This is a genomic window from Halorubrum gandharaense (assembly GCF_054654575.1).
Window position 1 is genome coordinate 660,310 of record NZ_BAAIET010000001.1, and the last position, 22,763, is coordinate 683,072.

The following is a 22,763-nucleotide window of genomic DNA, read 5'->3' on the forward strand; positions in this document are numbered from 1 at the left end:
CTCATCCGGAAAATAGGCCTCGATTTTCAGAGCTGGAGCATACCGCTGTTTTATATATAGTTCTCGGAATGACATCCAGTATGGCCCTCCTGAAAGCCCTTCGAGAAGCCCCGCGGCTCCTCCGCGAGCAACCGATACTGTTCGTTCCGATGGCGATATTCGCCGTCCTCCAGACGCCACAACTGTTCTTAGAGACGCTCGATCCAGTGATATCGCTGATCGGGTCACTCCTTGTGATGGGAGTGTTCATCTTCGTGACGCCCGCCTTCTACGCCGGGACGATCGGAATGGCGAACGACGCCGCCGCTGGAACCCCGACCTCACTCGGACAGTTCTGGAGCCACGTCACGGAGTTCTACGTCTCCGTGTTGGTCGCGTACCTGTTCATCACGGCCGTGACGTTCGGGTTCGGGTTCGCCATCTCGATCGGCGTGTTCGTCGCCATCGTCGCCGTTGGCGCGGGCGGTGGGGGACTCCCGCTTACGCTCGGTGTCGGCGGCATCATCGCGTTGATCGTCCTTGCGTTCCTGATCGCGCTGTTCACCGTCCACTTCTACGGTCATGCAATCGTTATTGAAGGGAACGGGCCAGTTGATGGGCTCTCTCGAAGTGTACATGTCGTGCGACACAATATCAAGCCAGTCGTCGGCTACGGACTTCTCTCGCTCGTGTTTGGCGGCCTGTTCGGCGGGCTGTTCGTACTCATCGCCACGTTCGCGTTCCCGTCCGCGCCGGCTCCCGGCGAGCCCGCCCCGATGCCTGATCTCGTTCCGGCGCTGCTCGGCTCCGGTACATCAATCCTCGGAACCACGCTGTTCACGACGTTCTTCATCGTCTTCTCCGTCGTGTTCTACCGGGTACTCGTCGGGGCGGACGAGACACCGTCCCGGACGGGCGCGACGACGGCCGATCACGGTTCCAATGAGTTCGACGATCCACACCTCTCCGATTGATGCTGTTCACCGTCGTCGGCATCGGCTTCGTCGCGCTTGGGCTTGCGATCGGCTGGTACGGACTCCGGCCGCTCGCCGTCGTTCCGAGCGTCCTCCGTGCCACCGTACAGGGCCCGAACGAGGTGACAGAGCGTGACTCCGTCGTCGCCTGTCGTGGTGTTGCGAACAAATCGAGCGAGACACTCTCAGCTCCGTTCACGGGCACACGGTGTCTTGGTTTCGAGTTTGAGGTCACCGAACGGCAACCGTTCGGGATCGGCGTTCCGTGGTTTCAGGCACATCTCGACGACGGCGTGGCGACACGCCCGTTCACGCTCGACGGTCCAGCCGGATCGCTCGACGTCGTCCCGTCCGCCAAACGGTTCGCGCTCGACACCGAGTCGACCATTCTCACGGTTAGCGCGACCGAAACGCCGTCCGAGCGGATCCAGCGATTCGTCGACGTCCGAGACGAGCTCGATCCGGTCGCAGGCTGGGCACAAGCGATTCCCGGTCTCGGAACGCGGCGCTACGTCGAACGGCGGATCGATCCCGGCGAGACGTATCTCGTCGCGGGACCGACGGAACGACGGCAGGGCGAGGTCGTCCTGACTGGCGATCTCGTCATTACCGACCGCTCCCCGAAACAGTTCGCGCTCGCTCGTCTCCGCCGGGCAGCGTTTCCCACGATTATCGCGTTGGTGTTCGTCGTTGCTGGGCTCGGAGGTATCGCGTTATGACTGACTGCAGTTCACAATTGACTACGGATCCCGAACGATGACACGAGACACAGACGCCATTGAGACGCGAAACCTGACGAAACGATTCGGCACAGAAACCGCCGTCGACGGGCTCGATCTCACCGTCGAACACGGCACAGTGTACGGCTTTCTCGGTCCGAACGGGGCCGGGAAGACGACCACGATGCGGATGTTGACGTCGCTGACGCGACCGACTGACGGCCAAGCGTGGATCGACGGAAGCCCCGTCTCGGATCGCGATGCGATCAGGGCGTCGATCGGCTACCTCCCCGAGGAACCCCCGGTCTTCGACGAGCTCACCGGCCGTGAACAGCTCGAGTACTTCGGTCGACTTCGCGATCTTCCCGCCGCCGAGATGGAGGACCGGATCACGGACTGGTTGGACCGGTTCGATCTCACCGACGACGCCGACAAGCGAATCGAGGATTACTCGAAGGGAATGCGCCAGAAGGTCGGGCTGATAAAGTCACGAGCGCATACCCCCGTCTTTAGGCGGGGGTCAAGCGGACAATAGCCTACGAGTCCACCGAAAACAGCATAGATGGATTTCCCACCGTTCTGCCGGTGGTATTAAGACGTCGATAGACAATAGTCTGCAGCACGGATGAAGACCACACGGCACGCGACCTATAACCTCAACTATCACATAGTGTGGTTGCCGAAGTACCGCCAATCGGTACTCGTCAACGAAGTCGCAGACCGTGTGCGAGACATCCTCCACGAAATAGCCGACAACAAAGACGTCGAAATTCTCGACCTTACCGTACAGCCCGACCACGTACACCTGTTCGTCAGTAGCCCGCCCAAGAACGAACCGGCACTCCTCGCCAACTGGTTCAAAGGGATCTCCTCACGCAAGTACAACCACCGATACGCCGACCATGACGGCGAGAAAATAGAATGGGCGCGAGGATATTACGCAGGAACCGCTGGACACGTTTCAAGCGAGACAATCGAGAACTACATCCAACAGCATGAGGAGGGCGACTCGTGACCGAGCTCACGAAAACGCTCGAACTCAAGCTGGTGGAGCCGAACGCACACAAGCGGAGGAAACTCCGTGAGACGCGAGAGGCGTACCAGCATGCCCTCCAAGTTGCCTTTGATGCCGGGTGTACCACGCAGACCGAAGCGAACGACGTGGTGGTCAACTACGACCTGAGCGGGTACGCGAAGAACGCCCTCAAGAAGTACGTCCCGCAGCTTACGACGACGTACAACGCGGTCGAGCTTCACGACGACCACCCAGTTCGATTCACGAACGAAGGGCTCCGGCTCAACCACAAGCCCGAGAACGAAATCGAGTGGTACGTCAAAATCCCGCACCACGAGGACTACCACCTCTGGATGCCAGCCCAACCGAACCCCGAACAGCGGGACTGGTTGGAAGCGTTGAACGCAGGGGATGCAGAGATGGGTGAGAGTCGGCTGTTCGAACGGGACGGAACATGGTTCATCCATGTCACCGCCACCCGCGATGTAGAGGAACGCTCCGAGATGTCAGCCGAAGAACGAACACCCATCGGAGTGGACATCGGGGAAGCGTCACTCGTCACGGTGTGTCACCGCGACGAGCACGGGTCTCCGAGCGCACCCGAACTGTGGGCCGATGAGGGGAAAACCGTCCGTCGGCTCCGGAAGACCTACTTCACCGCCAAGCGCCGACTCCAGATGCGTGAGAGTGAACGTATTGCGGAGTCCTTCGGGGACAACGTGTGGGACCAGATCGACGATGTGTTCCATCGCGTCACCCGCGAAGTCGTGGAATATGCCGAATCTGTCGAGACCCCCGTTCTTGTACTGGAAGACCTGACGTACATACGGGAATCGATGGACTACGGCGACTTCATGAATCGGCGTCTCCATGGGTGGGGATTCGCCAAACTCCACGCGCAGATACGCTACAAGGCCGTTGAAAAGGGTATTCCGGTGGAGACGGTGAACCCGCACAACACCTCGAAAGAGTGCCATGCGTGCGGTGAGGTAGGATACCGTCCACGACAGGCGACGTTCACGTGTCCGAACGACGCTTGCTGGATGGGCGAGTACCAAGCGGACGTAAACGGCGCGATAAACATCGCAGATCGCTACCTCAGTGGAGAGAGCCATTCAAGAGAACACACGGATGGCGATGACTCGGCTGAGGATGGGGGGCGTTTGACCGCCCCACAAGACAGCCAAGCCGATGCTGACATCCAGCAGTCGACGCTTGGAGCGAATGCGTCTTGAAACCAGAGGGCCACGCACGGCCTGAAATCCCGTGGTGGGATTCCCACGTCTTCAGGCGTGGGAGGAGGTCAATCAGGCGCTGTTGCACGAGCCCGACGTCGTCTTCCTCGACGAACCGACCAGCGGCTTGGACCCGCGAGCTGCGCGGACGGTTCTCGACGTCATCGCGGAACTGACCGACGACGGCCACACGGTGTTCCTCTCGACGCACATCCTCTCGGTCGTCGAGGAGCTCGCGGACGTCGTCGGCGACCTCTACGTCCTCTGGCGGCTTCGACGAATGCCTCCGGGGACGCTCATGTACGATGTCGACCTCCAGCACTGGTACGTTTTTGAGCCGCTTGATCCGGACATCGTTGCAGAAGTCAACGTTGGCACATGACACTCACTGGCCACAACTTTGGCCTCAACTCGATATTTCTAGATGAGATCGAGCCTAAGACGTGGTACTCGTGTCGATTGAGACGCTACTCTCCCCGTTTTGGAAGATCTCGCCGATTCGAGAGGTAGTATAAGATCACGATGAAACCGGCAGCGGGAACGATTATTCCGAGCTCATACTTCTCCGGCTGTTTGAGACCGAGTCGTCTCGCATCAAAGTACACGATAATCGCTATCGGAAGCTGGGCAAAGACGACCAGAGCGAGGAGGAGGGCGACCGTGTTGGACATGCTATGTTCGTATGCACATCTCACTCAACAGGTATTATTCCCCTGAGAGCGATCCGGACGTCGATCAAACGTGTCGAGAATCGGGTCCGGCTCGCCGAGGTGGGGCAGTCGGAGCGTTCGGTCGCGAAGCTCCACGACAACCGTCGACGTCCCGAGCCAGTCGTCGGCACGGTCGCATTCGACCCGGAGGTCAGTTTCGTCCCACGGCTCGACCCGCCACAGCGGCGTCCGAAAGAGACGGTCGTACGCGACGATGGCGTCACCGTCGGTTCGGTACTCAACTCCTCCGTACCGGAGCCAGTAGTCGGTCTGTCCAAGCGCGAGTGGCACGACGACGGCCGCAACACCCAGTACGACCGCGACAATCCAGCCGCCACCGATCGCGAACAATCCGGCCACAAACAGGAGAAAGACGCCGGCGAACACGCCACCGGGGTGTCGTCGGAGCGTAACGACGCCACCGAGCAGTCGCCCACGAACAGTGGGTCGGAGCCGGACGGCCTCGGCTGATAACGACGTGTCGACGGCGTCAGGGGCCGGCGGTTCGTACGCCCACCCCAACTCGAGGTGCTGTGACTCGTCGAACGCTTCGAGGCGACCGCGATACACGCTCGCGAGGTCGAACGCGAACTTAACGAGCACGACGCCGACCAGCAACACGCCGCCCACGGCGGCCGGATCGACGGCGCCGATCGGTTCGTCCGTGGCGACCGAGTCGTCGACGAGCGCCGCCAGCACCACCGCCAACACTCCCCCGAGGCCGATCGCGATCGCTCGCATGAACGGTCCCTGTATCGCCGTCTGGGCGCTGTGCTCGTGATATCCGCCGCGGTAAAAGTACTCGAGCGCCGTTCGCACCCCTTCGCTGACGAAGATGCCGACGACAGCAACCACCACCGTGACGAACACGTCTTCACCGAGTGAGTCGGCACCGACGAATCCGACCGTCATGACGCCCGCAAACAACCAGACGACCGCGAGCATCGGAACGGCGACGACGAGGACGGGAAGCGTCGACAGTTGCACGCCGACGTTCGTGAACGGCACCGGGATCGCTGCCCGCTTTCGACCGAGTGCACCCAGTATGAGGGGGTCGTTCTGGAACTCGGACGGTCGCCCGGCGAACGTCGCGCGAACGAGCGCCCACAGACAGAGCACGCCGAGTTCGAGCCAGTAGAGCACGACCAGCGCCGCGACGTTCCAGCCGAGAGCGACGACGCCGACGAGCGGCAGGAGGTTTGCGAATCCAACGGTGAGTGCCTCGAGTCGTGGAGCGCGATCGAGGAGTCGGCCACTCATCGTGATCGCCATCACTGATGGACCCATCCCGAGACGGTCCGTGCGTGAAGAAGATGCACGAAAACGTACCCGACGATCCCCGCCATACCCCCATACGACGCATCGAGTAGTAGTTGGATCGTGACCGACGTCACTGACGCGACTACCGTCGCGCCGCCGAGCAGTACGATCCCGACGATCGAAAGGACAAGGACCCGATGGGGTATGGATACCTCTTTAAATCGGGTTTCGACCCGTCTTCCAACCTGCGAGTTCGCTATCGGTCCCAGTACGACGACCGACACAGCAATACCGGTGAAAACGACAGGCCATGAGACCGACGAGGAGATCACTAGTTGCGGGAGGTACACGACACTGACGAGCAGGGAGAGCCCGACTTCCGCCCACGTCGGCGGGCGATCAGGGAGAAACGAACGCGGAGCCATCTCGACCATGCCGAAAATATATCCGGGTGACAATTAATAAACGGTCCGAACGACAGCTTGATATGGACTTCTCCGAGGCTTCTGATTCGGAGTCAAACAGGTGGTCGGAAGCCATTCGGCCGCTTCTGATTGCGGCCGCGTTAACTCCGATGTTGTTTCTTGCTGGCGCGTCGACGGTCGTTACGCCGACTGTGACTTTCGTTGCAGTCGCTAGCGGTCTACTGTACGGAGGGATCCTCGTCGCCGTGTCACCCTCAGTGTCTCTTGAGAAGTACGATGAGATCACCGTGGCTGTCGTGTCGTTGGGTGCTGTCTTTGCTGTCACCATGGTCGTTTGGGTGATTGTTCCGCCTACGTACATCCCGGCACTGATACAGTTCGCTATAGCGTTTCTCTGGGGATCCGCGATCGTTGAACTCAGCAGACACCTGATCGTGGGAGGGGGGTGAAAATAATCCCGAGAGGATGGTCCGCAAGCGATATTCGCAGGTTGAATCCGGTAAAATCGGTGACGTCGCAACCGAAGCACTAGAACAGATCGATTGACACAAGCGCTTATACGGGAGGAGAACCAATATTCGGTCGATAAATGAGTCTTGACCAAGCGGTTGACGAAGCGCTCGCGACATACAATATGTCGCGCAGCGAAGAGGCCGAAGAAACGGGGCGAACAGTCGCCACGCTGCAAGACTAGTGAACTGCCTCGGGGTCAAGCCCCGAGGCACTCTGCCTTGAGTTCTGTAGAACCGCTTAGTCGAGATCTCGGTTTTTTTCGGCGAATTCCGCTTTCGAGATTCCTGGCGTCTCTTTTAATTCTGGATAGCTAGCACGTTCGACAGCCTCCTCAACGAACGTAACCCAGAGATCTTCATGCTTCTCCGCGTAGACGATTTTTGCCTCACTTGGGTACATATCCAGCTCGTATTCAGTCAAGTCGATTTCGACTGCGTGTTTTCGCTCAAGCGTTCTCGTACCGAAGCGATACAGGTGCTTGAAGAGGATGTTCTTCCGTCGAACTCCCAACCCAGAACTCGTTCGACGAGCCGGGTAAGTGGACTGTCAGGGTGAGCGAGCACTCCGCGTTCCCCCGGTGGGATGGCCCAACCGAAGAAGCCTTCAAGCGGTCCAGCTGGCAGTTCCACGGGGCGCTGGTGACCACACTTGCGGACCTCGTTACCGGGTAGTCCGTTCGTCAACTCAAATCCATAAACGTATATATACGAGTGGGTCTTAGAGTATACACAGATGATTTCAACGGCCGGACTTGCTGCGATTGACGCCCTAAGTACCGGCCACGAAGCGACGCCAGCAGATCTCGCGCCAGAAATCGAGTATTCACAAGCACACATCTACGAGGTACTGGATGACTTGCTGGACGCAGGGCTCTTGGTGGAACGCCGTGGCCCTAACAACCAGCGGCACGTTCGTGTCGCGGACCACCCGGTCATTGAAGCGTACCGGACCCTGCAGTCAGAGCTCAGCCACGTTGAATGGGTTGACCTCCTTTCGCCTGCCACCGTCCGTGTGTGCTGGTTTCTCGATGAACCATGTCGCGTCACAGACATCGCAGACCGGCTGAATATCACTCGACAAGGCGTTCACAAGGCGCTGTCCCCGCTCAAGGGCCGGGCGATGCTGTCCCCCTCCGGCCCCGAGTATGCGGTGAGTGAGGACCTCTCGCCGCTGCTGGCGTTCGCTCAGGCCGTCGTGACCCACGAGCACCGGTCACGAGCACGGGAGATCGCGCCGAGCGCGACTGTCGAGTGGTGCGACCCGAAGCGCGCGCTCATCCGCGTACAGACCACCGAAGATTCGGACAGCCTACTGGAGGCACCTGACTGGCAGGTGACCGGGCTCGGTCGGTTCGAGGAGTACGGGCTGCAGTTCTTCCTTGCAGGTGAGCCCGCGTTCTGGTATGCACCCGACACGGAGCTCACGCCCGGTGAAGTGGTGTGTCACACGCTCATCCTCGATAGCGGTTCCCGCCGGGTTAGCTATGCGATGCTGTTGATCGAGAAGCTGGACATCGACCAGAAGACGCTTACAGACACTGCAACGTGGTACGATCTGGAAGCCACGGTCGCTGGAATGTACCAGGCACTGCAGGACGGGGTTGAGAGCTCAGACGAGATCCCTGTCGTCCTTCCGAGTGAATCAGAATTTATGGCACTCAAAGAGCAGTACGGGGTCATATGACTGTATTCAAGGGCGGTGAGGCGATCCAAGAGTTCCTCGAGGAGTTCGATAGCTGGCTGTCGGAGTCCGTGACGGTGTATCTCCTTGGCGGGTCTGCGATGACGGTCCGGGGGTTGAAAGACCAGACCGAAGATATCGATCTCGCGGTGGGTGTGGTGTCCGAGTTCGAGCACGTTTACCAGACGCTCGTGTCTCAGGGATTCACGATCGTCGACGAACCAACTGAGTCATTCGAGGACGTCGGAAAAACCGTCGAACTGCATCACGACAAGCGGGGATTTCGGATCGATCTCTTCGAACAGCAGATCGTGGGAAAGGTCTGGATCACCGACCGGATGCACGACCGCGCCGAGGAGTTCTGGACCGGAAGTCACGTAACAGCGCTCATTCTCTCGGATGCGGATATGTTCCTGCTGAAAGCGGTCTCCGGCGGTGACCTAGCGAGTGGGCGGAGGCGCGACATTGAAGATATGCGGAAATACGCCCAGCGTGGGCTGGACTACGAATCGATCCTCATCGAGATCAGCGAACAGCGACCGTTCAATACGGGCACAACTGAAGCACGACAGATCCGTGATCGTTCGCATCCTTTGTTCACGGTTGAGATGGCAGTGAACTCACTCTCGGGACTGCCGAACACATTCACGTCACGTATCGAAGAATTTGCGACGGAATTCGAGATCGAATACACCGTTCTGGGAGTAGTCGACGACGGCATCGACAACGTCGAAGCGATCCGGGAGCAAGTCCTCGAGAATGTTCGGGCGGTGTCGGACGACCAGGAAGACGCCGTCGACGACGCGATAGACCGACTCGTTGCAAAGCAGGTTCTCGAGCAAGACGGGGATACGATTCGACTTCGCTAAGAAAGCACGCCGACTTCGAGTATTGTTTTCGTCCCGCAAAGGGTGCGGGACGGCACAACCGTCCCGGGTCACCAATGAGGAAGTGTGCTTCGAGATTCGGAATGACATATCGATTGTGGGGACACCGAGGAGTCTAACACCTCGTCTCTGATGATCGCAGCTGCGTGATGGCCACTCGCGAACCGTGGGCAAGCAGCCGTCCCGGAGAAGTACTTTCACTCCGCTCGCCCGAACTATAAGTCACAGAGCGCATAATTTGAGGTGAGGGAGCAAAGCTGAGTCAGTCTCATCGGCTGGACCAGCTCAAAGATAGTGTCACACGCTCCCTCTCCCCCTAAAAGTAGCTCCCGAGAACGTGAGAATGACCACCGATGACCCAGAGATAGTCCGTGGTGCCTGCTCGTTCTGTGGTGAGACAGTCACTGGTCGGCACGCGATCATCCACTGTCAACTGCCTCGGGGTCAAGCCCCGAGGCTTGTCAGTGGACTTCCGCTCTAACTGCGTAGCGCAGTAGGTCGAAACCGACCATTCGCGTTCAACGTCCCTGACTTCAGAGCCAGTTGACTGGTGGCTCGTTCAGCACCAGACTTGAGCCAGTGCTGAACAAGACGCCACCCGACGTTCCGAGCGGCGTTATAATCGCTGTGCAGTTGCTTCCCGCACTTCAGACACTCAAATTCGTCGCCGTCGCGGTTATCCTCATGAGTGAAGCCGCATTCCGAGTGGCTACACTGTTGACTCGTGTACGACGGACTCACGTCGTCCACGCCGATGCCGTATTCTTCGGCTTTGTATTCGACGTGGCGTTGGAGTTCTTTGAATGCCCACTGCTGAAACTTCGACCCGTTCGAAATTCGCTCACGAATGTGTTTCAGATTCTCAAACGCGATCGCTGTACAATCGTTCTCAACAGCTTCACGAACAAGTGCTTTTGACACTCGGTGGAGGTAGTCGGTGCTCCATCGAGCGAATCGATCACCAATCGATTTGATCGTGAGGTGGGCTGAGCGAGTCCCTACTTGTTGCAGGCTTCCGCGACGGCGTTCGTACTCGTCTCGTTTGTGATTGAGATAGTCTGCGTTGCCGAGGAATGCTCCGGTGCTCGTGACGGCGAGATACCCATCCACGTTCCGGTCGACACCGAGAACCACTCCGTTCTCGGATTCTTCGCCGGAAGACTCGGGTCCAACGTCTTTCTTCACGGCGACGTGAAGGTAGTATGTCCCGTCTCGTTTGTGGAGAGTTGCTTCGCGTTTCTCCCATTGATCTGTCCAATATTCCTCGAACGGCGTTCCTCCCTCATTGACCGGTGTGACGTATTCGGCAGTCACACGTTTGTCAGTCGTGGCGAGCGTTACCGAGTTCTCATTGTACGTGATGGTTCGCCCGTTGTACACGACGACACTTCCTCGGAACTCAGGCTTGCTCGCTTTGTCACCGTCTTCGATGATGCGGTCTTTGCAGTTTCCGAGTGCTGTCGCTGCGAGGTTGCGAGCTGATTGAACCAGACTCGATTGCAGAGAAAGGTTGTCACGAACGTCAGAATACGTCTGTTCGTGGAGTGTATTCTTGGTGTCCGTGATCTCGTAGGGGCTGTCGTCCCATCCGTGGTCAGCGACGTGTTGGGCCGCTTGTCGGAACTGCTCAAACGTCTCATCGAGGACTTTCTGATCCTCTTTGGGAACGTCGAGTTTGACTTGGATGTTCCGAACAACCTCCATACTTCATTAGTATCTCTATGAATACTTAATAGTATATACTATTTGGGAGTGCGTCTTGCCATTGTGCGTAGTTTGTGGAAGCGAGTGTCGGCTTCCTCCCCGAGGTCAAGCCTCGGGGTATCCGCCCTGACTCTCGATGAATGTCCACAGTGTGGGTCTCACGAGATTGCAGCCTACGATCTTGGGTGATCGCTGAAGAGCTCACAGTTGGTGGAGGGGCTTCAATGCCTTATGTATCATCCGAGCGCTAAAGAGACATCAATTGTTACATAAGGCATGGAGCAGCCGTCACCACCCACCTCGCTTCCGAAGTATCTCTCGGAGGGACTCCCGAAACAGGATACGGAGACACTGCAAGAGGTACAGAGCTACGTCGAGGCGCTCATCGAGTATCGCAACCAGTCGGTCGACACCGATGAACTCCCCAAGACAGCCGAGCTCGTTGACGAGCCCGATAGTTCAGGAAGCGGAACCGTCGTCAAAGAGAAAGTCTCCTGTGGCGACGACAGCTGCAAGTGCACGAGCGGGGATCGCGCAGATATGCACGGCCCGTATCTCTATCGTTACTATCGTGAGAACGGGACGATGAAATCGGAGTACATCGGCAAGCCCGAAAGTGAGTAGGGGTGGGTTGAGGTGCCGATATTGAGGCGATTACGCAGGACGCCCCGGTGAAATCGCACATCAGAATCGATCTACTAATCTTCTCGTTACTAGTGAACTACCCCACCCTACTCGCTCACCGCTGACGCGGCTCGCTCTTTGAGGGTGGGGCTTCCTGTTTCTACGACGCGCTTTGCAGATACAGGTGTATCCACAGGGAGCGCAGTCTCCACAGGCGTTGATTCGGAGTGAACCACTCCTACTTCTGCAAGACCGCGAGAAAGAATATTCCACGCTGCATTCGCGTCCCTGTCCGCTTCAAACCCGCACGAGGGACACGAGTGTTCACGAACCCACAGTGGCTTGTCCGTCTTGATACCGCAGGACGCGCACTCCTTCGTCGTGTCTTTCGGGTCAACAGCGACGAAGTGGGCCCCCTCGCGCTCGCACTTGTATTCGAGCATCCGCAGAAACGTTCCCCATGCCGCACCTGCTCGATTCCGTGAGTTTCCGGGGAGTTCGACCAGTCCCTTCGCGTCCAAGTCCTCGACCGCCACCAAGTCGTACTCGGTGGCATAGTAGTTCGACAACTTGTGGAGGAAGTCTCGTCTCTTCCGCTTCAGGTCGGCGTGGCGTTCGGCAACGACCTGCCGTTGTTGTTCCCAATTCGCAGAGCCGTGTTCCTTCCGTGAAAGGTTGCGCTGGGCGCGTTCCAACCGTTCACGCTCGGCGCTGAAGTCGGGACTCTCGATGGCATACCCGTCGGTGTCGTGCGCGTACTTGAGAATCCCCACGTCGATGCCGACGACCTTCTCGGGCGTCTCCGGTTTCTCAGGCGTGGCTTCGTCCACATCGATACCGAACGTGGCGAACCACTCACCTGTGGGTTCCTGCTTGACCGTGACCTGTTTGAGTGTTGCGTTCTCGGGGATGTCTCGGTGGAGATGTATCGGAACCTCACCGATTTTGCTCAACCATAACACGGACCGACCACTCGTATTCTTGAGTTCGAAGCCGGACTGGTTGTAGGTGAGCGACCGATACTTCCGGGGCGGTTTCCACTTGAGCATTCCCACGCTGCGTCGGTTCTCCTTCTGGGCTTTGAGCGTGGAGAGGTTGTCGTAGACGCGCTTGACGACCATTTGGAGAACTTTCGAGTGGACATCTCCGAGGTCGTCCCACCACGATTTGAGGGTGGGAAGTCGTCCCTGCACCTCGTAGCGGGCGGGAATATCGTCTGCCTTGTTGAGCAGGTAGAGAACGTGGTTATACAGTTGCCTACAAGTATCGATGTGAGACAGAAGTGCCTCAGCGAGGTCTTCTGACGGGTTCAGTCGATACTTGTAGTTGTACTGCATGGTCTACTCGTCTGGGTTTGGTTCGGAGACGCGGACGACTTTCACGTCGGCTCCGCGCCAGCGTTTGGGAACGATGACGTGGGCACTATTCCCTGACGGTTTTGCAGTCCCGTCGAGAACTTCCTCGCCTTCGATTTCAAATCTATCCATCACCCTTGTATAGACTATGGATAGACATAAAGGTAGCGGTGGGCCTGTGGGCCGAGTGGTGAACGTGTTTGAGAACCGTGCGGCGTTGACGAGACGCTGTGCGTCTCGTTCGCGCACAAGAGCTCCGCTCTTGTGAACGCTGTATCCCCTCCCTACTGCGCTACTCGGTCGCTTCGCTCCCTGCGTTGCTCCTTGAGGAAGGGGACTTAGCGCCTAATTCCAGTTAAATGTACTTCGGGCGAGTATCCATTACGAGAAATGGCATCGAACCTAATTCCAGTTAAATGTACTTCGGTCGAGTATCCATTACGAAAAATGGCATCGAATTTACTTGAGGCGGACATTGAGGATATCCTCGAGTCGGCGTTTTCGGAAACCGACGGCGAACTGCTCGTGAACTACCCCACCCTACTCGCTCACGGCTGACGCCGTTCGCTCCCTGAGGGTGGGGCTTCCTGTTTCTACGACGCGCTTTGCAGACACTGAATGGGTGTCCGTAGCGAGCGCAGTCTCCACAGGCGTCTCTTCGGGCCATCCCAGCCCTAGCTCAGAAAAGCCTCTTTGCAAGACGTTGATCGCCGCATTCGCATCACGGTCACACTCGAATCCACACGACGGACACGAATGCTCTCTGACCCAGATGGGTTTCGCCGTCTCTACACCGCACGACGCGCATTCTTTCGTCGTTCCTGCCGCTTCGACCTGAACGACGTGCGCCCCGTACAACTCGGCTTTGTATTCAAGGAGCGTGATGAACTGTCGCCACGCCGCGTCCTGCTTGTTGCGAGCGTTGTGCGACTGTTCGAGCATTCCCTTCACGTTCAAGTCCTCAATGAACACTGCGTCGTACTCTTTGACGAGCCATGTCGTGAGTTTGTGCTGGTAGTCCAGCACCGTCCTTCGGATGTGACGCTTGATTTTCGCCACTTCCCGGCGTTGTTTCTCGTAGTTGTTCGACTCGCGTTCTTTCCGTGAGAGCTTGCGTTGCTCGCGGCGGAGTCGTTCGTACTCGTCTTCGAGATCGAGCCAATCCACAGTCTTCCCGTCTGATGTGTAGATGTAGTTGAGGATGCCGAGATCGATTCCCACACTGTTGCTTGCATCCAACGAGTCTACGTCGGGTTTCTCAGGCAGGTCTTCCTCGTCGGTTTCAAGGCCGAAAGAGACGAACCACTCTCCGGTCGTCTCCTTTTTAATCGTGACTTCCTTGATGGATGCTTCGTCAGGGATTTCGCGGTGGTACCGGATGGTGATGTCACCGATTTTGGAGAGCCAGAGCGTTGCAGTGCGACCACTCGTGTTTTTGAGTTCGAAGCCAGACTGCGAATACGTGATACTCTGAAACTCTTTTGGTGACTTCCATTTGAGCATCCCAACCGTGTGACCGTTCTTTTTCTTCTCGGAGAGGTTTGAGAGGTTCTGATAGAACCGGGTGACGGTTCGCTGGAGTGCTTTTGAGTGAACCTCTGTGAATACCGGATACTCCTCTTTCCAGTCGGTGAGACGGTCGTGATGCTTGTACGCCGACCCAATGTTGTCAGCGTCTTTGTGGTTCGTATATTCGTACCGTGTGAAGTTGTACGCTTGGCGATGAACGTCGATGTGATAGTCTACAGCCTCCGCTACCTCTTGTGTCAGGTAGGCGCGATAGCGGTGACTGTATTCCATCGCCATCTTTTGGTTAGGGATGTATTCGCTTAATGGTTTGTACTGATGTGCGGCGATTCATCCCCTCCCTACTCACTCCCATTGGTCGCTCCTTGAGGGAGGGGCATTCTCGCCTCAATTCTGGAGAGGTAATTGACTATCTGCGAGAGCATACAGAGCCGCTCGCACCGGAATACGAGGCGACGATCAACCTCTGGCTGTCACGTATTGACGGCACAGACCAGCTACCCACGGAGCACGAGACAGTCGATCAAGAATCCAACGAACCAAACGATTATGCCGACAAACACCATAGTGAGGAGTAAGAATGGCCGCTGAAAGCGAGCAGTCCGAGGTTCCCGATGAGATGTCCCCCGAGGAGGCACGGCAGTATCTCATTCGGTTCCTCGGCCGCCAGGACCTCGACGAGCACGAGAAGATATACGACGAACTCGCCACCGAATAGACGGCGGGCGCCAAGGCCTCGGCGTTCACTCGTTCTTCGCTACGACCTGTTTGGCCTCTCTCAGCACCGACCTCAACAAGGCCAGCTCAGAGTACAGTGGGTACAGTACCCGGTGGTTCAGGGACAGATCCGCGAGATGCTTCAGGTCTTCCCCCAAGGTCGTTTACACCGGTCACGAGCCGGGGCGATGGCTGATTCAATCGGGGGGTAGACGCGACGAACACGTCGGCGTCGACTGTCTGGGCGCACCGAGATACCTGAGCAGAGCAAGTTGCCTCATCGAGGCATCGTAGGAAAGAATAATTATCTCAGCAAATTATTTGTTCTCAGAGTCCGTAGCAACCAGTATGCCCGAAACGTGGGACGATGTCAATGAGCAGGTCAAAGCGGACTGGAAAGACGACACCACACCGTTCGAACGTGTGTACGAAGTCGTCGAACAGACCCACGACGGGCAGGCTGCCGCCGAGATCGCCGACCGCGCCCTCGTGAGCGAGCCCACGGCCCGTCAACACTGCAAGTCACTCGTGAATACGGGCTTCGCTGAAACGGAACAGGATGGGCAAACAACGCTGTACAAGCGAAATAGTGACCGGGTCTTGATGTCCCGGATCCGCGAGCTCCGTGAGGAAGTCACGCGGCCGGAGTTGCTCGACAGCATCAAAGAGATGAAAGGCGAGATCCGGCGCTACGAGGACCGCTACGACGTGGTGTCACCGGAGGAACTCGCTCAGCAACTCGACGCCGACTCGACGGAGGGCTGGGACGACCTCACCGCGTGGCGCACGACGCGGCAGAATCTCGCCGTCGCACAAGCCGCACTCGCCTACGATGAGGCCAGCCACCAGCTCGCGGTATGAACGACGACGACCGTGCCGGCGAGTTCGGACCGATCTATCTCCCGGCGCTCCAGCGGATTCGTGATCTCTGGCTCGAACTCGAGCCGCTCGTCGACGCCACGGCGTACGACGACGTCGTCGCCCCCACGGAACTGCAGATCTGCCTCAGCGATGGGCTTGGCGACGCCGACAGCGCTCGGCTCGATATCCAGTGGAGCGAACTGGATGTATTCGTTCCACTACGTCGATAGCGACGGCGTCAACTGGCGCTTCGATCGCCACCCGAACACACACTCTCCCGAGATTCATTTCCACCGTCCGCCCGAGGCGGCGACGACTGACGCTGAACCGTCCTGTATCGACGTGACCGAGGTGTCACTCGTGACGCGTGCCGTTCATGCGATGTGGCGGGAAGCGTACGAGAACGACAACGTCGACCAGCTGAATAGCGCATCAAACCCGCCGTGAGGCGGCATTATCGCGTGATTCGGTCAGCCACGTCGATCCTCTGTTCGTGAGCGGCTTCGACATCCGAGTAGAGTACCAACGCGTGCTTGATGAACCGGCGGTCTTCCAGATTCTCCTCCCAGCGCGTAATCACCTCATGGCGTTCGCGAAGCTCGTCACTTGCGAGGTCGCCGTCAGCGAGCGACTGTTCGAGCTCCTCCCACGTCTCGACGTCGTAGGTTTCCTGCCACTTTTCGATCTCCTCGGTAATCGCGGCTAGTTCGTTCCGCAGATCCTCGCGCGTGTTCTCCTCGATGAGCGTGCGGATTTCCTCGAAGAGCAGTCGCGTGTAGTCCGGCTGATAGCGCGTGGTCTCGCCGGCCTCGACGCGGCGCAGCTGGCCCTGCTCGACGAGCGCCTGGAGTTCTTCGTTGGTCGTGCTCCAAGCGGCGTCCGCCTGTTCGCTGACCCAGTTGACCGACCGTGGTTCACGAAGCGTCTCGGCGACCGCTCGAATTCGGTCGCGGGCGCTCATCGACTCGGTCCACGACTGGACGCCATCTCGCGAAGATTCAGCCATGCTTGGCACCTCTTGTATCAGTGTTCGTGCTGTTCTCTCATATATGTTTGTACTTTCGCGTATAATCGAGAGTTGTTGCGAGTGAGGTCGTCCGGACGTTGAAATGTAAAACCGAGAGAAGCTATGTTCTAACCAATGGACAACCAATATTCTGACTTCGAGGAACTGCGGTCGACCGGCAAGGCGTCTCACATTCCGGACACGAGGCTGGACGGCGGATGTGAAGATGACCCCCGCTAGCAACGCGTCGGGACGAGCTCTGGTGGCTACCCCGACGCGCCGACGGCCACTGACGGGGAGTGTCGGTCTGTGGGGCGTCAGTCCCAGACGGCCAGACGAAATGCTGGTTCTGTCCCACCAATCATCTCGGGAATGACGTGACTAGCACGGACGAGTCAGCGTCGACGACGTTCCTCGGCATCGTCCACCCGGTCGTCAAGTCGACCACGTTCTACGGCGCCGTCGCGAAGGGCGGCGCCGCGGCGAACCTCCTCTCCGCCAACGAGGCGGAGCTGGCCGTCGACGACTACACGCTCATCTACGATCAACGACCGATTTTACAAGAGACGCTCGCTACCGCTACACAACCGAGGTGTGAGGCTTAACTAAAGACGAATGGACCATGATGGGCACTTTTGAGAACGTCATCAGGAACAGGCGACTCCTCATCGGGCATACGCGGTCTTCTCGGAGCGAAGAGATATGGTTTATGGAGTAAATCACTCAGTCAAGTAATTGCAGTTCACTGTGAAGTAATTTACTCAGGGGTAAACTACTTGTCGCCGCATCGTGTATCGTACAGTATGAGCACCGAACTTGGGACTACTGAGGAGATGGAGCCTCGCGAACTGGTCCACTTCGTCACCCAGCAGACGCGATTCTCTCTCATCAACAACATCCTCCAGCATCCCGATCAGCTCCCCTCGATGTACGAACTCGAGGAGCTCAATCCCAGCGTCAGCGACGCCACCGTCTACAAGCACATCCAGAAGCTCATCGACGCCGGTATCGTCAAAGAGTTCGCCCTGGGCGACGACCAGCGCCGACAGGGGTACCCGTGGAAGTTCTACGGACTCACTGAGGAGGGACGCGAATTCCTCAACGATCATAACCTCCTCGCGGCGGAGGAGACCCTCCAGCAGATCTACGAGACGATCTCCGACAAGCCTGAGAAGATGATCAAGTACGAGAATGCTCCCCGCCCGGACGACGCGTAACTTTGGAATCGACTCGTTTGCAGCTCCCGATTACATTTCGATTTCGTAATTAGCTGCCAGCTCCTGGAACTCCTCCCACTCCGGGAGCTGGTCGTCATCGACCTCGCCGTGCGTCTCGAGGTAGCGGAGCAAGGCATCGATTTCGTCTTCGAGGTCATACTTCGCTGCCTGCTCTCGGAGGTCCTCCTCGTCGACGTCGACGTGGCTGCACAGGAGGAGACAGTACGAGCGGTGGCGGCTGCCGTCGTCGATCAGCAGCGTGTGACAGCAGAGCTCCGCCGGCGAGACTGCCTCGAGTTCCTCGGAGTAGAAGTAGTATCGATGGCCAGTTAGCAGGAATTGGAGGTCGAAGGCCGCAAATCGAGCGAGGCCGGTTTCGTGGAACCCGTCTGCGTCGATCTCCGTCTCGGTCTGGGCGAGGAATTCGTCGTCATCCTCCCAGAGAATCGTCCCCTTCGGGGCAACGGCTTCGAGGCGTTGGCGATGCAGATAGTGGGCGAGTTCACGGGCAAACACGTGGAGGCGGTCGAAGTCGGCGTTGAACTCGTAGCGGCCGTCGTCGACCCCTGCGAGCCCGCGGTCGCGAAACCGCTTGAGGACGCGGTTGACCGTGTTGCGGTAGTTGTCGCGCCGGTCGGAGATCTCGGAGACGGTTCGCGGCTGGTCGAGGTAGTACAGTACCTCGAGTGCCTTGCCGGTCAGCAGCTCGAGAAAGTCGATGTGGGAGTGCTGCCGGACGAGGTCCCGATAGAGCTCGACGGCGCGACCAACCGACGGGACAACTCGTTTTCTCCGGCCGTCGCGTTCCGTGTACACGAGTCCCTTCTCGACAAGGTCCGCGACGGCACGAGAGCCAACTCCATCGTCTTAACCAACAAAACTATGGATCAGTGGGTCGTGTTGGTTAACACGAGAGTAGCCGATGTCCTACGAACCCCCGACCCCACCAGCGAACCTCCCGACGGAGATCATCAACACGCTCAACGAGTCGGACCCGGAGCAGCTCCGAGACATTGCGACGTACGCTGAAGCGCTCGCCGAGCACCAGGAACGAGAGGTCCGTCTCGAGGAATCGGCAGATCAAGAAGAGGTCGAAGAGCGACCAGACGATCTTCCGGATGACGTCCCGGCCAAAGCGACGATCACGATCAAGGAGATCAACGACAATCGCTACTACTACTGGCAGTGGCGAGAGGGGGACCAAGTCAAGTCCAAATATAAGTCACCGGTCGATCCTGACGAGTAGAACAAGTGGCTAGCCGGATATTGATGCCCAGACACCCCGTGTGCGAAATGAAATCCGCAAAGAGATCTGATTGGCACCCCCCGTGTGCGAAATGATTCTACGCTGATTCGGGACGGACCCCGTATGAGAGATGAATCAGTTGACGAATCAAGCGGAGACACCCCGTGTGCGAAATGAAATCGTGTATATGGTTGTCAGACATACCAATAGATAGCAACAGGAATTCTAACGACATCACACCCCGTGTGCGAAATGAATCCAGTTGTGACAACAACGTCACTAAGCGCTACTTTCCTTCGAAGAAGTCATCTATCTGTACGTTGACAACAGATTTGATTAGATCGCCTTCATCGTCTGCCTCTTCGATCCGGATGTCAGCTCGAAGAGTTTCAGCAACCACACCCGGATCATCAACAAACGTGTACTCCTTGTGAACGCCACTCCCGTAGCCGCGTCCCCGCTTTTCTGAGGTAACAAAGTTGTATGTCTCTGCTTCACTCATATACCGGAGGTAGGAGTCACGCGATTTTGTATCAGCGTCAAGTAAGTCAGTAAGGTACTGATATACGCGGTACGCGACCGTGCTGGGAACGGCGTTCAGGTTGCGTTGCGAGTAGACGGGGACAATGGCAGTAGCGTAAAGCGAGAGCTTCTTTTGGGTCGACAGTCCCTGCATCTGAGTCAACGTCCGATCCCGTTCCGCTTCTTTCTGGGCATCACGAACGTGTCCTTCATGGACTGTATCTTCGCCTTCACGGTCTGCAATCTCGCCTGCTTTCCGGAATAGATCGATCGCTTTCCGCGCGTCACCATGGTCTTGTGCCGCAAACGCTGAGCTAAGTGGAATGATACCATTTTCAAGGACACCGTCTCGATACGCGTCACGACGTCGTCTTAGAATGGACTGTAGTTGATCCGCATCGTAATCCGAGAAGACGACATCTTGCGGATTGAACGAGCTCTCAGCCCGGCCGTCAAGGTTCTCCATGAACCGGGGATCATTTGTAAGCGCAGCAACGGACACGTGCCCCTCGATTTGACCGAGTTGTGATGCCCGAGAGAGTTGATAAAGCAGTTTTGAGTATGCTGGTTCGTCGTTCGGGTCCCGTTGTCGTCCCACCAAAAGGTCAACCTCATCCAAGATGATGATGACCGAGTCGAAGTTATTACTCAGGATCTCATAGAACCGGCTGAGTTTCTGGTCTGTCGAGACGCCACTCTGCGGAACACCGACTTCGACATCGGCTTCATTGGCTGCGTTTTCTACAAGACGATAGACGGCCCTATCATGCGATTTGATTGTCTGACAGTTGGTCTTAATAACGCCAAAACGGTCGTTTTGGGCGTTCGCGAGTTCAAGAACCTGCTGACAGACTGCGTTGGTGATGAGTGACTTCCCCGTCCCCGACGGGCCGTAGAGAAGCATATTGGGCGGACGGTTCCCCTGTAATGCCGGTCGAAGATAGGTGATGACGTCGTCAAGCTGGTCATCACGACCGACGATTCGGTCCTCGTCGATGACGGCATCAGGGTCAAGAAGGCCCTTATCTCGAAAAACCGAGTTCTGAACGCCCTCCTGGAGGCGGCCTTTGATGGATTGTGAGAGGGACTGTTGATCGTCGCCGTCAGCCATAATTGCGCAGTTAGGTCGAAACTATAAATAGATATGGGTACCGTGTGCGAGATTAAATTTGCTGAATTCTTCCGATACAGACCGTTTCACGAAGGGTAGACGGAGTAACACCGTAACCGCGGGCGAAATCAATTAGTCGTAGTGACCCCCCGTGTGCGATATGAAATGTCGATCAGGTCATCGAACAGCTGTCGATGCCAAGGCGGGACAGAAGAGTTCGGCAGAGGTACTCCCCGTGTACAAAATGAAATACCAGACGTTTTCTGGATCAAATAGTACCGAAAATACCCTTTGAGTATCTCGAGTGGAATTGGATCTCGTTGCTAAGTTACCCCCACACCCCGTGTGCGATATGAATTTAGCGAAAGGGTAGCCAAGGACGAACCATCCAAAGAGTTGGGATATTGGTGAGAGAGTTCACAAGAAGACGGTTAACCGACGAAGACATCTATCTCACGAAGGACTAAAGCTACAGATGAGTTCGGTTATGTAACGAAACATACTGTTTCGATTCAACCGACTTTAGCCTTATTGCGGCTATGGTTGACAGAGTGGCTATATAAATATTTCTCTAGGGAATAGCCTATCCTGATATTGCTGTCTTTGAGACCTCTTCCCTGTAATAATCGTGGTTTCTGATGTCTCCGGGTCTCTCTTCCCAATCACCCCGTCCCGCAATCTCTCCAATTTCATATCGCACACGGGGTGTGGGGGTTCGACCTCGTAGGGGTCATAGTTAACCAACAAACCCACTCCCGGTGAATCACTATGTTGGTAACAGCACACTTCGATACCTCTGAAGAGTTGCGTCTCGTAGTACAACGCATCGTACGACTTGATCTCCTCGTGAGCCAACGCGACCCGTTCTCGCGAGGTTTTCTCGTCATCAACGACGACGTACTCAATGTCCTGTCCTGGATGAACAGCGACGTCCTTCTCGCGAGCCCGTTTTAGTAACGCTATATTCTGGGTGCTCTGCGTATATCCTTCGAATCGCTTGGAGACACGATTCCGCTCGACGAGTTGTTCAACCGCCACCGTTCTAGCGTGGAGGCGCTTGATAGCGTCTTGGAGACATTCGAGTACGGCGTCCGGAGGCCGAGTCGCGTCAAATCGTTCGAGAAAATCGCACTAGATGGCCCCGATCAACGGTGGAGTTGAGCGCTGCCAGGCTTCGATGTCTCTAATCTCGAACTCGTCGTCGCCTGCGTTGCTCTCGCGCTCGTGATTGATGATCGCCATGATCTCGTTGCGAGCGTCGATGATCGGCTGTAGCACGTCGACTAGGTGGCCCCGCTTATCGCAGATAGGGTACCCGAGATCGGGAACAACCTCGCGAGCGCTGTGGCATTCACACCGGATAATGTCGGACGAAATGTTTCGGGTGCATGAGGTTCGGATAGAGGCTCGAATGTACGAGACGGAAGCCCACGCCGGTGGGTCTACTCAATAGTAGTTATCTTTTGAATGCTTGGG

Annotated in this window: 22 protein-coding genes and 6 pseudogenes; 16 read left to right on the forward strand and 12 right to left on the reverse strand. The window is 57.2% G+C overall.

Annotated elements, in window-relative coordinates:
* The first annotated feature begins 80 nt into the window (after positions 1 to 80).
* The 6 genes and pseudogenes from ACYQ07_RS03060 to ACYQ07_RS03085 form a co-directional block, all read left to right on the forward strand.
* On the forward strand, positions 81 to 953 hold the full coding sequence (locus ACYQ07_RS03060; protein WP_459877213.1) for a DUF7847 domain-containing protein: 873 nt from the start codon (positions 81 to 83) through the stop codon (positions 951 to 953).
* Entirely contained in the window at positions 953 to 1,672 is a 720-nt protein-coding gene (locus ACYQ07_RS03065) for a hypothetical protein (protein WP_459877216.1), read from the forward strand. Before ACYQ07_RS03060 ends, ACYQ07_RS03065 begins: the two co-directional genes overlap by 1 nt.
* 37 nt (positions 1,673 to 1,709) lie before the next feature.
* A pseudogene (locus tag ACYQ07_RS03070) lies at positions 1,710 to 2,177 on the forward strand (ABC transporter ATP-binding protein); the annotation flags it as partial.
* 120 nt (positions 2,178 to 2,297) lie between these two features.
* Positions 2,298 to 2,687, forward strand: a complete 390-nt coding sequence (gene tnpA, locus ACYQ07_RS03075; protein WP_459877219.1) for an IS200/IS605 family transposase — start codon at positions 2,298 to 2,300, stop codon at positions 2,685 to 2,687.
* Complete coding sequence (locus ACYQ07_RS03080; RefSeq protein ID WP_459877222.1) at positions 2,684 to 3,922, forward strand: RNA-guided endonuclease InsQ/TnpB family protein; 1,239 nt, start codon at positions 2,684 to 2,686, stop codon at positions 3,920 to 3,922. Before tnpA ends, ACYQ07_RS03080 begins: the two co-directional genes overlap by 4 nt.
* A 73-nt stretch (positions 3,923 to 3,995) precedes the next feature.
* Positions 3,996 to 4,181: pseudogene (locus ACYQ07_RS03085) on the forward strand (AAA family ATPase); the annotation flags it as partial.
* Between the two features lie 208 nt (positions 4,182 to 4,389).
* Here ACYQ07_RS03085 and ACYQ07_RS03090 read toward each other — a convergent pair.
* Genes ACYQ07_RS03090 through ACYQ07_RS03100 form a run of 3 tightly spaced genes read right to left on the reverse strand, consistent with a single transcriptional unit; the run spans position 4,390 to position 6,326 of the window.
* The gene (locus ACYQ07_RS03090; protein WP_459877225.1) at positions 4,390 to 4,593 is read right to left on the reverse strand and encodes a hypothetical protein; all 204 of its coding nucleotides are present in this window, start codon (positions 4,591 to 4,593) and stop codon (positions 4,390 to 4,392) included.
* Between the two features lie 24 nt (positions 4,594 to 4,617).
* Positions 4,618 to 5,892, reverse strand: coding sequence for a DUF6498-containing protein (locus ACYQ07_RS03095; RefSeq protein ID WP_459877228.1), 1,275 nt, complete (start codon positions 5,890 to 5,892; stop codon positions 4,618 to 4,620).
* Between the two features lie 11 nt (positions 5,893 to 5,903).
* Positions 5,904 to 6,326 (reverse strand): hypothetical protein, encoded by a 423-nt coding sequence (locus tag ACYQ07_RS03100; protein ID WP_459877231.1) that lies wholly within the window; start codon positions 6,324 to 6,326, stop codon positions 5,904 to 5,906.
* A gap of 53 nt (positions 6,327 to 6,379) precedes the next feature.
* Here ACYQ07_RS03100 and ACYQ07_RS03105 point away from each other — a divergent pair, with 53 nt between their 5' ends.
* Positions 6,380 to 6,766 (forward strand): hypothetical protein, encoded by a 387-nt coding sequence (locus tag ACYQ07_RS03105; protein ID WP_459877234.1) that lies wholly within the window; start codon positions 6,380 to 6,382, stop codon positions 6,764 to 6,766.
* Positions 6,767 to 7,067: 301 nt separating this feature from the next.
* On the opposite strand, the gene ACYQ07_RS03110 is transcribed toward ACYQ07_RS03105, so the two are convergent.
* Complete coding sequence (locus ACYQ07_RS03110; RefSeq protein WP_487247234.1) at positions 7,068 to 7,340, reverse strand: DUF8172 family protein; 273 nt, start codon at positions 7,338 to 7,340, stop codon at positions 7,068 to 7,070.
* A 222-nt stretch (positions 7,341 to 7,562) separates the two neighbouring features.
* On the opposite strand from ACYQ07_RS03110, the gene ACYQ07_RS03115 reads away from it, so the two are divergent.
* Positions 7,563 to 8,513, forward strand: coding sequence for a MarR family transcriptional regulator (locus ACYQ07_RS03115; RefSeq protein ID WP_459877240.1), 951 nt, complete (start codon positions 7,563 to 7,565; stop codon positions 8,511 to 8,513).
* Entirely contained in the window at positions 8,510 to 9,379 is an 870-nt protein-coding gene (locus ACYQ07_RS03120; protein ID WP_459877243.1) for a hypothetical protein, read from the forward strand. The genes ACYQ07_RS03115 and ACYQ07_RS03120 overlap by 4 nt, the downstream gene beginning before the upstream one ends.
* 495 nt (positions 9,380 to 9,874) lie before the next feature.
* Here ACYQ07_RS03120 and ACYQ07_RS03125 read toward each other — a convergent pair whose 3' ends face one another.
* A complete protein-coding gene (locus tag ACYQ07_RS03125; protein ID WP_459877246.1) occupies positions 9,875 to 11,101 on the reverse strand; it encodes an RNA-guided endonuclease InsQ/TnpB family protein in 1,227 nt (408 codons plus the stop codon).
* Between the two features lie 276 nt (positions 11,102 to 11,377).
* Between ACYQ07_RS03125 and ACYQ07_RS03130 the strand changes: the two genes are divergently transcribed.
* Positions 11,378 to 11,725 (forward strand): DUF6788 family protein, encoded by a 348-nt coding sequence (locus ACYQ07_RS03130; protein ID WP_459877249.1) that lies wholly within the window; start codon positions 11,378 to 11,380, stop codon positions 11,723 to 11,725.
* A 107-nt stretch (positions 11,726 to 11,832) separates the two neighbouring features.
* On the opposite strand, the gene ACYQ07_RS03135 is transcribed toward ACYQ07_RS03130, so the two are convergent.
* The 3 genes from ACYQ07_RS03135 to ACYQ07_RS03145 form a co-directional block, all read right to left on the reverse strand.
* A complete protein-coding gene (locus ACYQ07_RS03135) occupies positions 11,833 to 13,062 on the reverse strand; it encodes an RNA-guided endonuclease InsQ/TnpB family protein (protein WP_459877252.1) in 1,230 nt (409 codons plus the stop codon).
* Positions 13,063 to 13,065: 3 nt separating this feature from the next.
* A complete protein-coding gene (locus ACYQ07_RS03140) occupies positions 13,066 to 13,212 on the reverse strand; it encodes a DUF2080 family transposase-associated protein (RefSeq protein WP_459876301.1) in 147 nt (48 codons plus the stop codon).
* A gap of 408 nt (positions 13,213 to 13,620) precedes the next feature.
* Positions 13,621 to 14,880: an RNA-guided endonuclease InsQ/TnpB family protein gene (locus ACYQ07_RS03145; protein WP_459880211.1), complete on the reverse strand. Its 1,260-nt coding sequence runs from the start codon at positions 14,878 to 14,880 to the stop codon at positions 13,621 to 13,623.
* A 307-nt stretch (positions 14,881 to 15,187) separates the two neighbouring features.
* Here ACYQ07_RS03145 and ACYQ07_RS03150 point away from each other — a divergent pair, with 307 nt between their 5' ends.
* The 3 genes and pseudogenes from ACYQ07_RS03150 to ACYQ07_RS03160 all read left to right on the forward strand — a co-directional run bounded on the left by ACYQ07_RS03150 (position 15,188) and on the right by ACYQ07_RS03160 (position 16,632).
* Entirely contained in the window at positions 15,188 to 15,325 is a 138-nt protein-coding gene (locus tag ACYQ07_RS03150; protein ID WP_459877254.1) for a hypothetical protein, read from the forward strand.
* Between the two features lie 347 nt (positions 15,326 to 15,672).
* Positions 15,673 to 16,185, forward strand: coding sequence for a winged helix-turn-helix domain-containing protein (locus tag ACYQ07_RS03155; protein WP_459877257.1), 513 nt, complete (start codon positions 15,673 to 15,675; stop codon positions 16,183 to 16,185).
* A pseudogene (locus tag ACYQ07_RS03160) lies at positions 16,182 to 16,632 on the forward strand (toxin-antitoxin system TumE family protein). The gene ACYQ07_RS03155 and the pseudogene ACYQ07_RS03160 overlap by 4 nt, the downstream one beginning before the upstream one ends.
* 7 nt (positions 16,633 to 16,639) lie before the next feature.
* Here the strand turns inward: ACYQ07_RS03160 and ACYQ07_RS03165 are convergent.
* On the reverse strand, positions 16,640 to 17,191 hold the full coding sequence (locus ACYQ07_RS03165) for a DUF7342 family protein (protein WP_459877259.1): 552 nt from the start codon (positions 17,189 to 17,191) through the stop codon (positions 16,640 to 16,642).
* A gap of 135 nt (positions 17,192 to 17,326) precedes the next feature.
* Here ACYQ07_RS03165 and ACYQ07_RS03170 point away from each other — a divergent pair.
* Positions 17,327 to 17,736: pseudogene (locus ACYQ07_RS03170) on the forward strand (biosurfactant protein 1); the annotation flags it as partial.
* Positions 17,737 to 17,994: 258 nt separating this feature from the next.
* On the forward strand, positions 17,995 to 18,408 hold the full coding sequence (locus ACYQ07_RS03175; protein ID WP_459877262.1) for a PadR family transcriptional regulator: 414 nt from the start codon (positions 17,995 to 17,997) through the stop codon (positions 18,406 to 18,408).
* 30 nt (positions 18,409 to 18,438) lie between these two features.
* Here the strand turns inward: ACYQ07_RS03175 and ACYQ07_RS03180 are convergent.
* Positions 18,439 to 19,260: pseudogene (locus tag ACYQ07_RS03180) on the reverse strand (transcriptional regulator TrmB); the annotation flags it as partial.
* 70 nt (positions 19,261 to 19,330) lie between these two features.
* Here ACYQ07_RS03180 and ACYQ07_RS03185 point away from each other — a divergent pair.
* Complete coding sequence (locus ACYQ07_RS03185) at positions 19,331 to 19,654, forward strand: DUF6788 family protein (protein WP_459877265.1); 324 nt, start codon at positions 19,331 to 19,333, stop codon at positions 19,652 to 19,654.
* Positions 19,655 to 19,940: 286 nt separating this feature from the next.
* Here ACYQ07_RS03185 and ACYQ07_RS03190 read toward each other — a convergent pair whose 3' ends face one another.
* Positions 19,941 to 21,287 (reverse strand): orc1/cdc6 family replication initiation protein, encoded by a 1,347-nt coding sequence (locus tag ACYQ07_RS03190; protein ID WP_459877268.1) that lies wholly within the window; start codon positions 21,285 to 21,287, stop codon positions 19,941 to 19,943.
* A 786-nt stretch (positions 21,288 to 22,073) separates the two neighbouring features.
* Positions 22,074 to 22,698: pseudogene (locus ACYQ07_RS03195) on the reverse strand (hypothetical protein); the annotation flags it as partial.
* Positions 22,699 to 22,763: the final 65 nt, after the last annotated feature.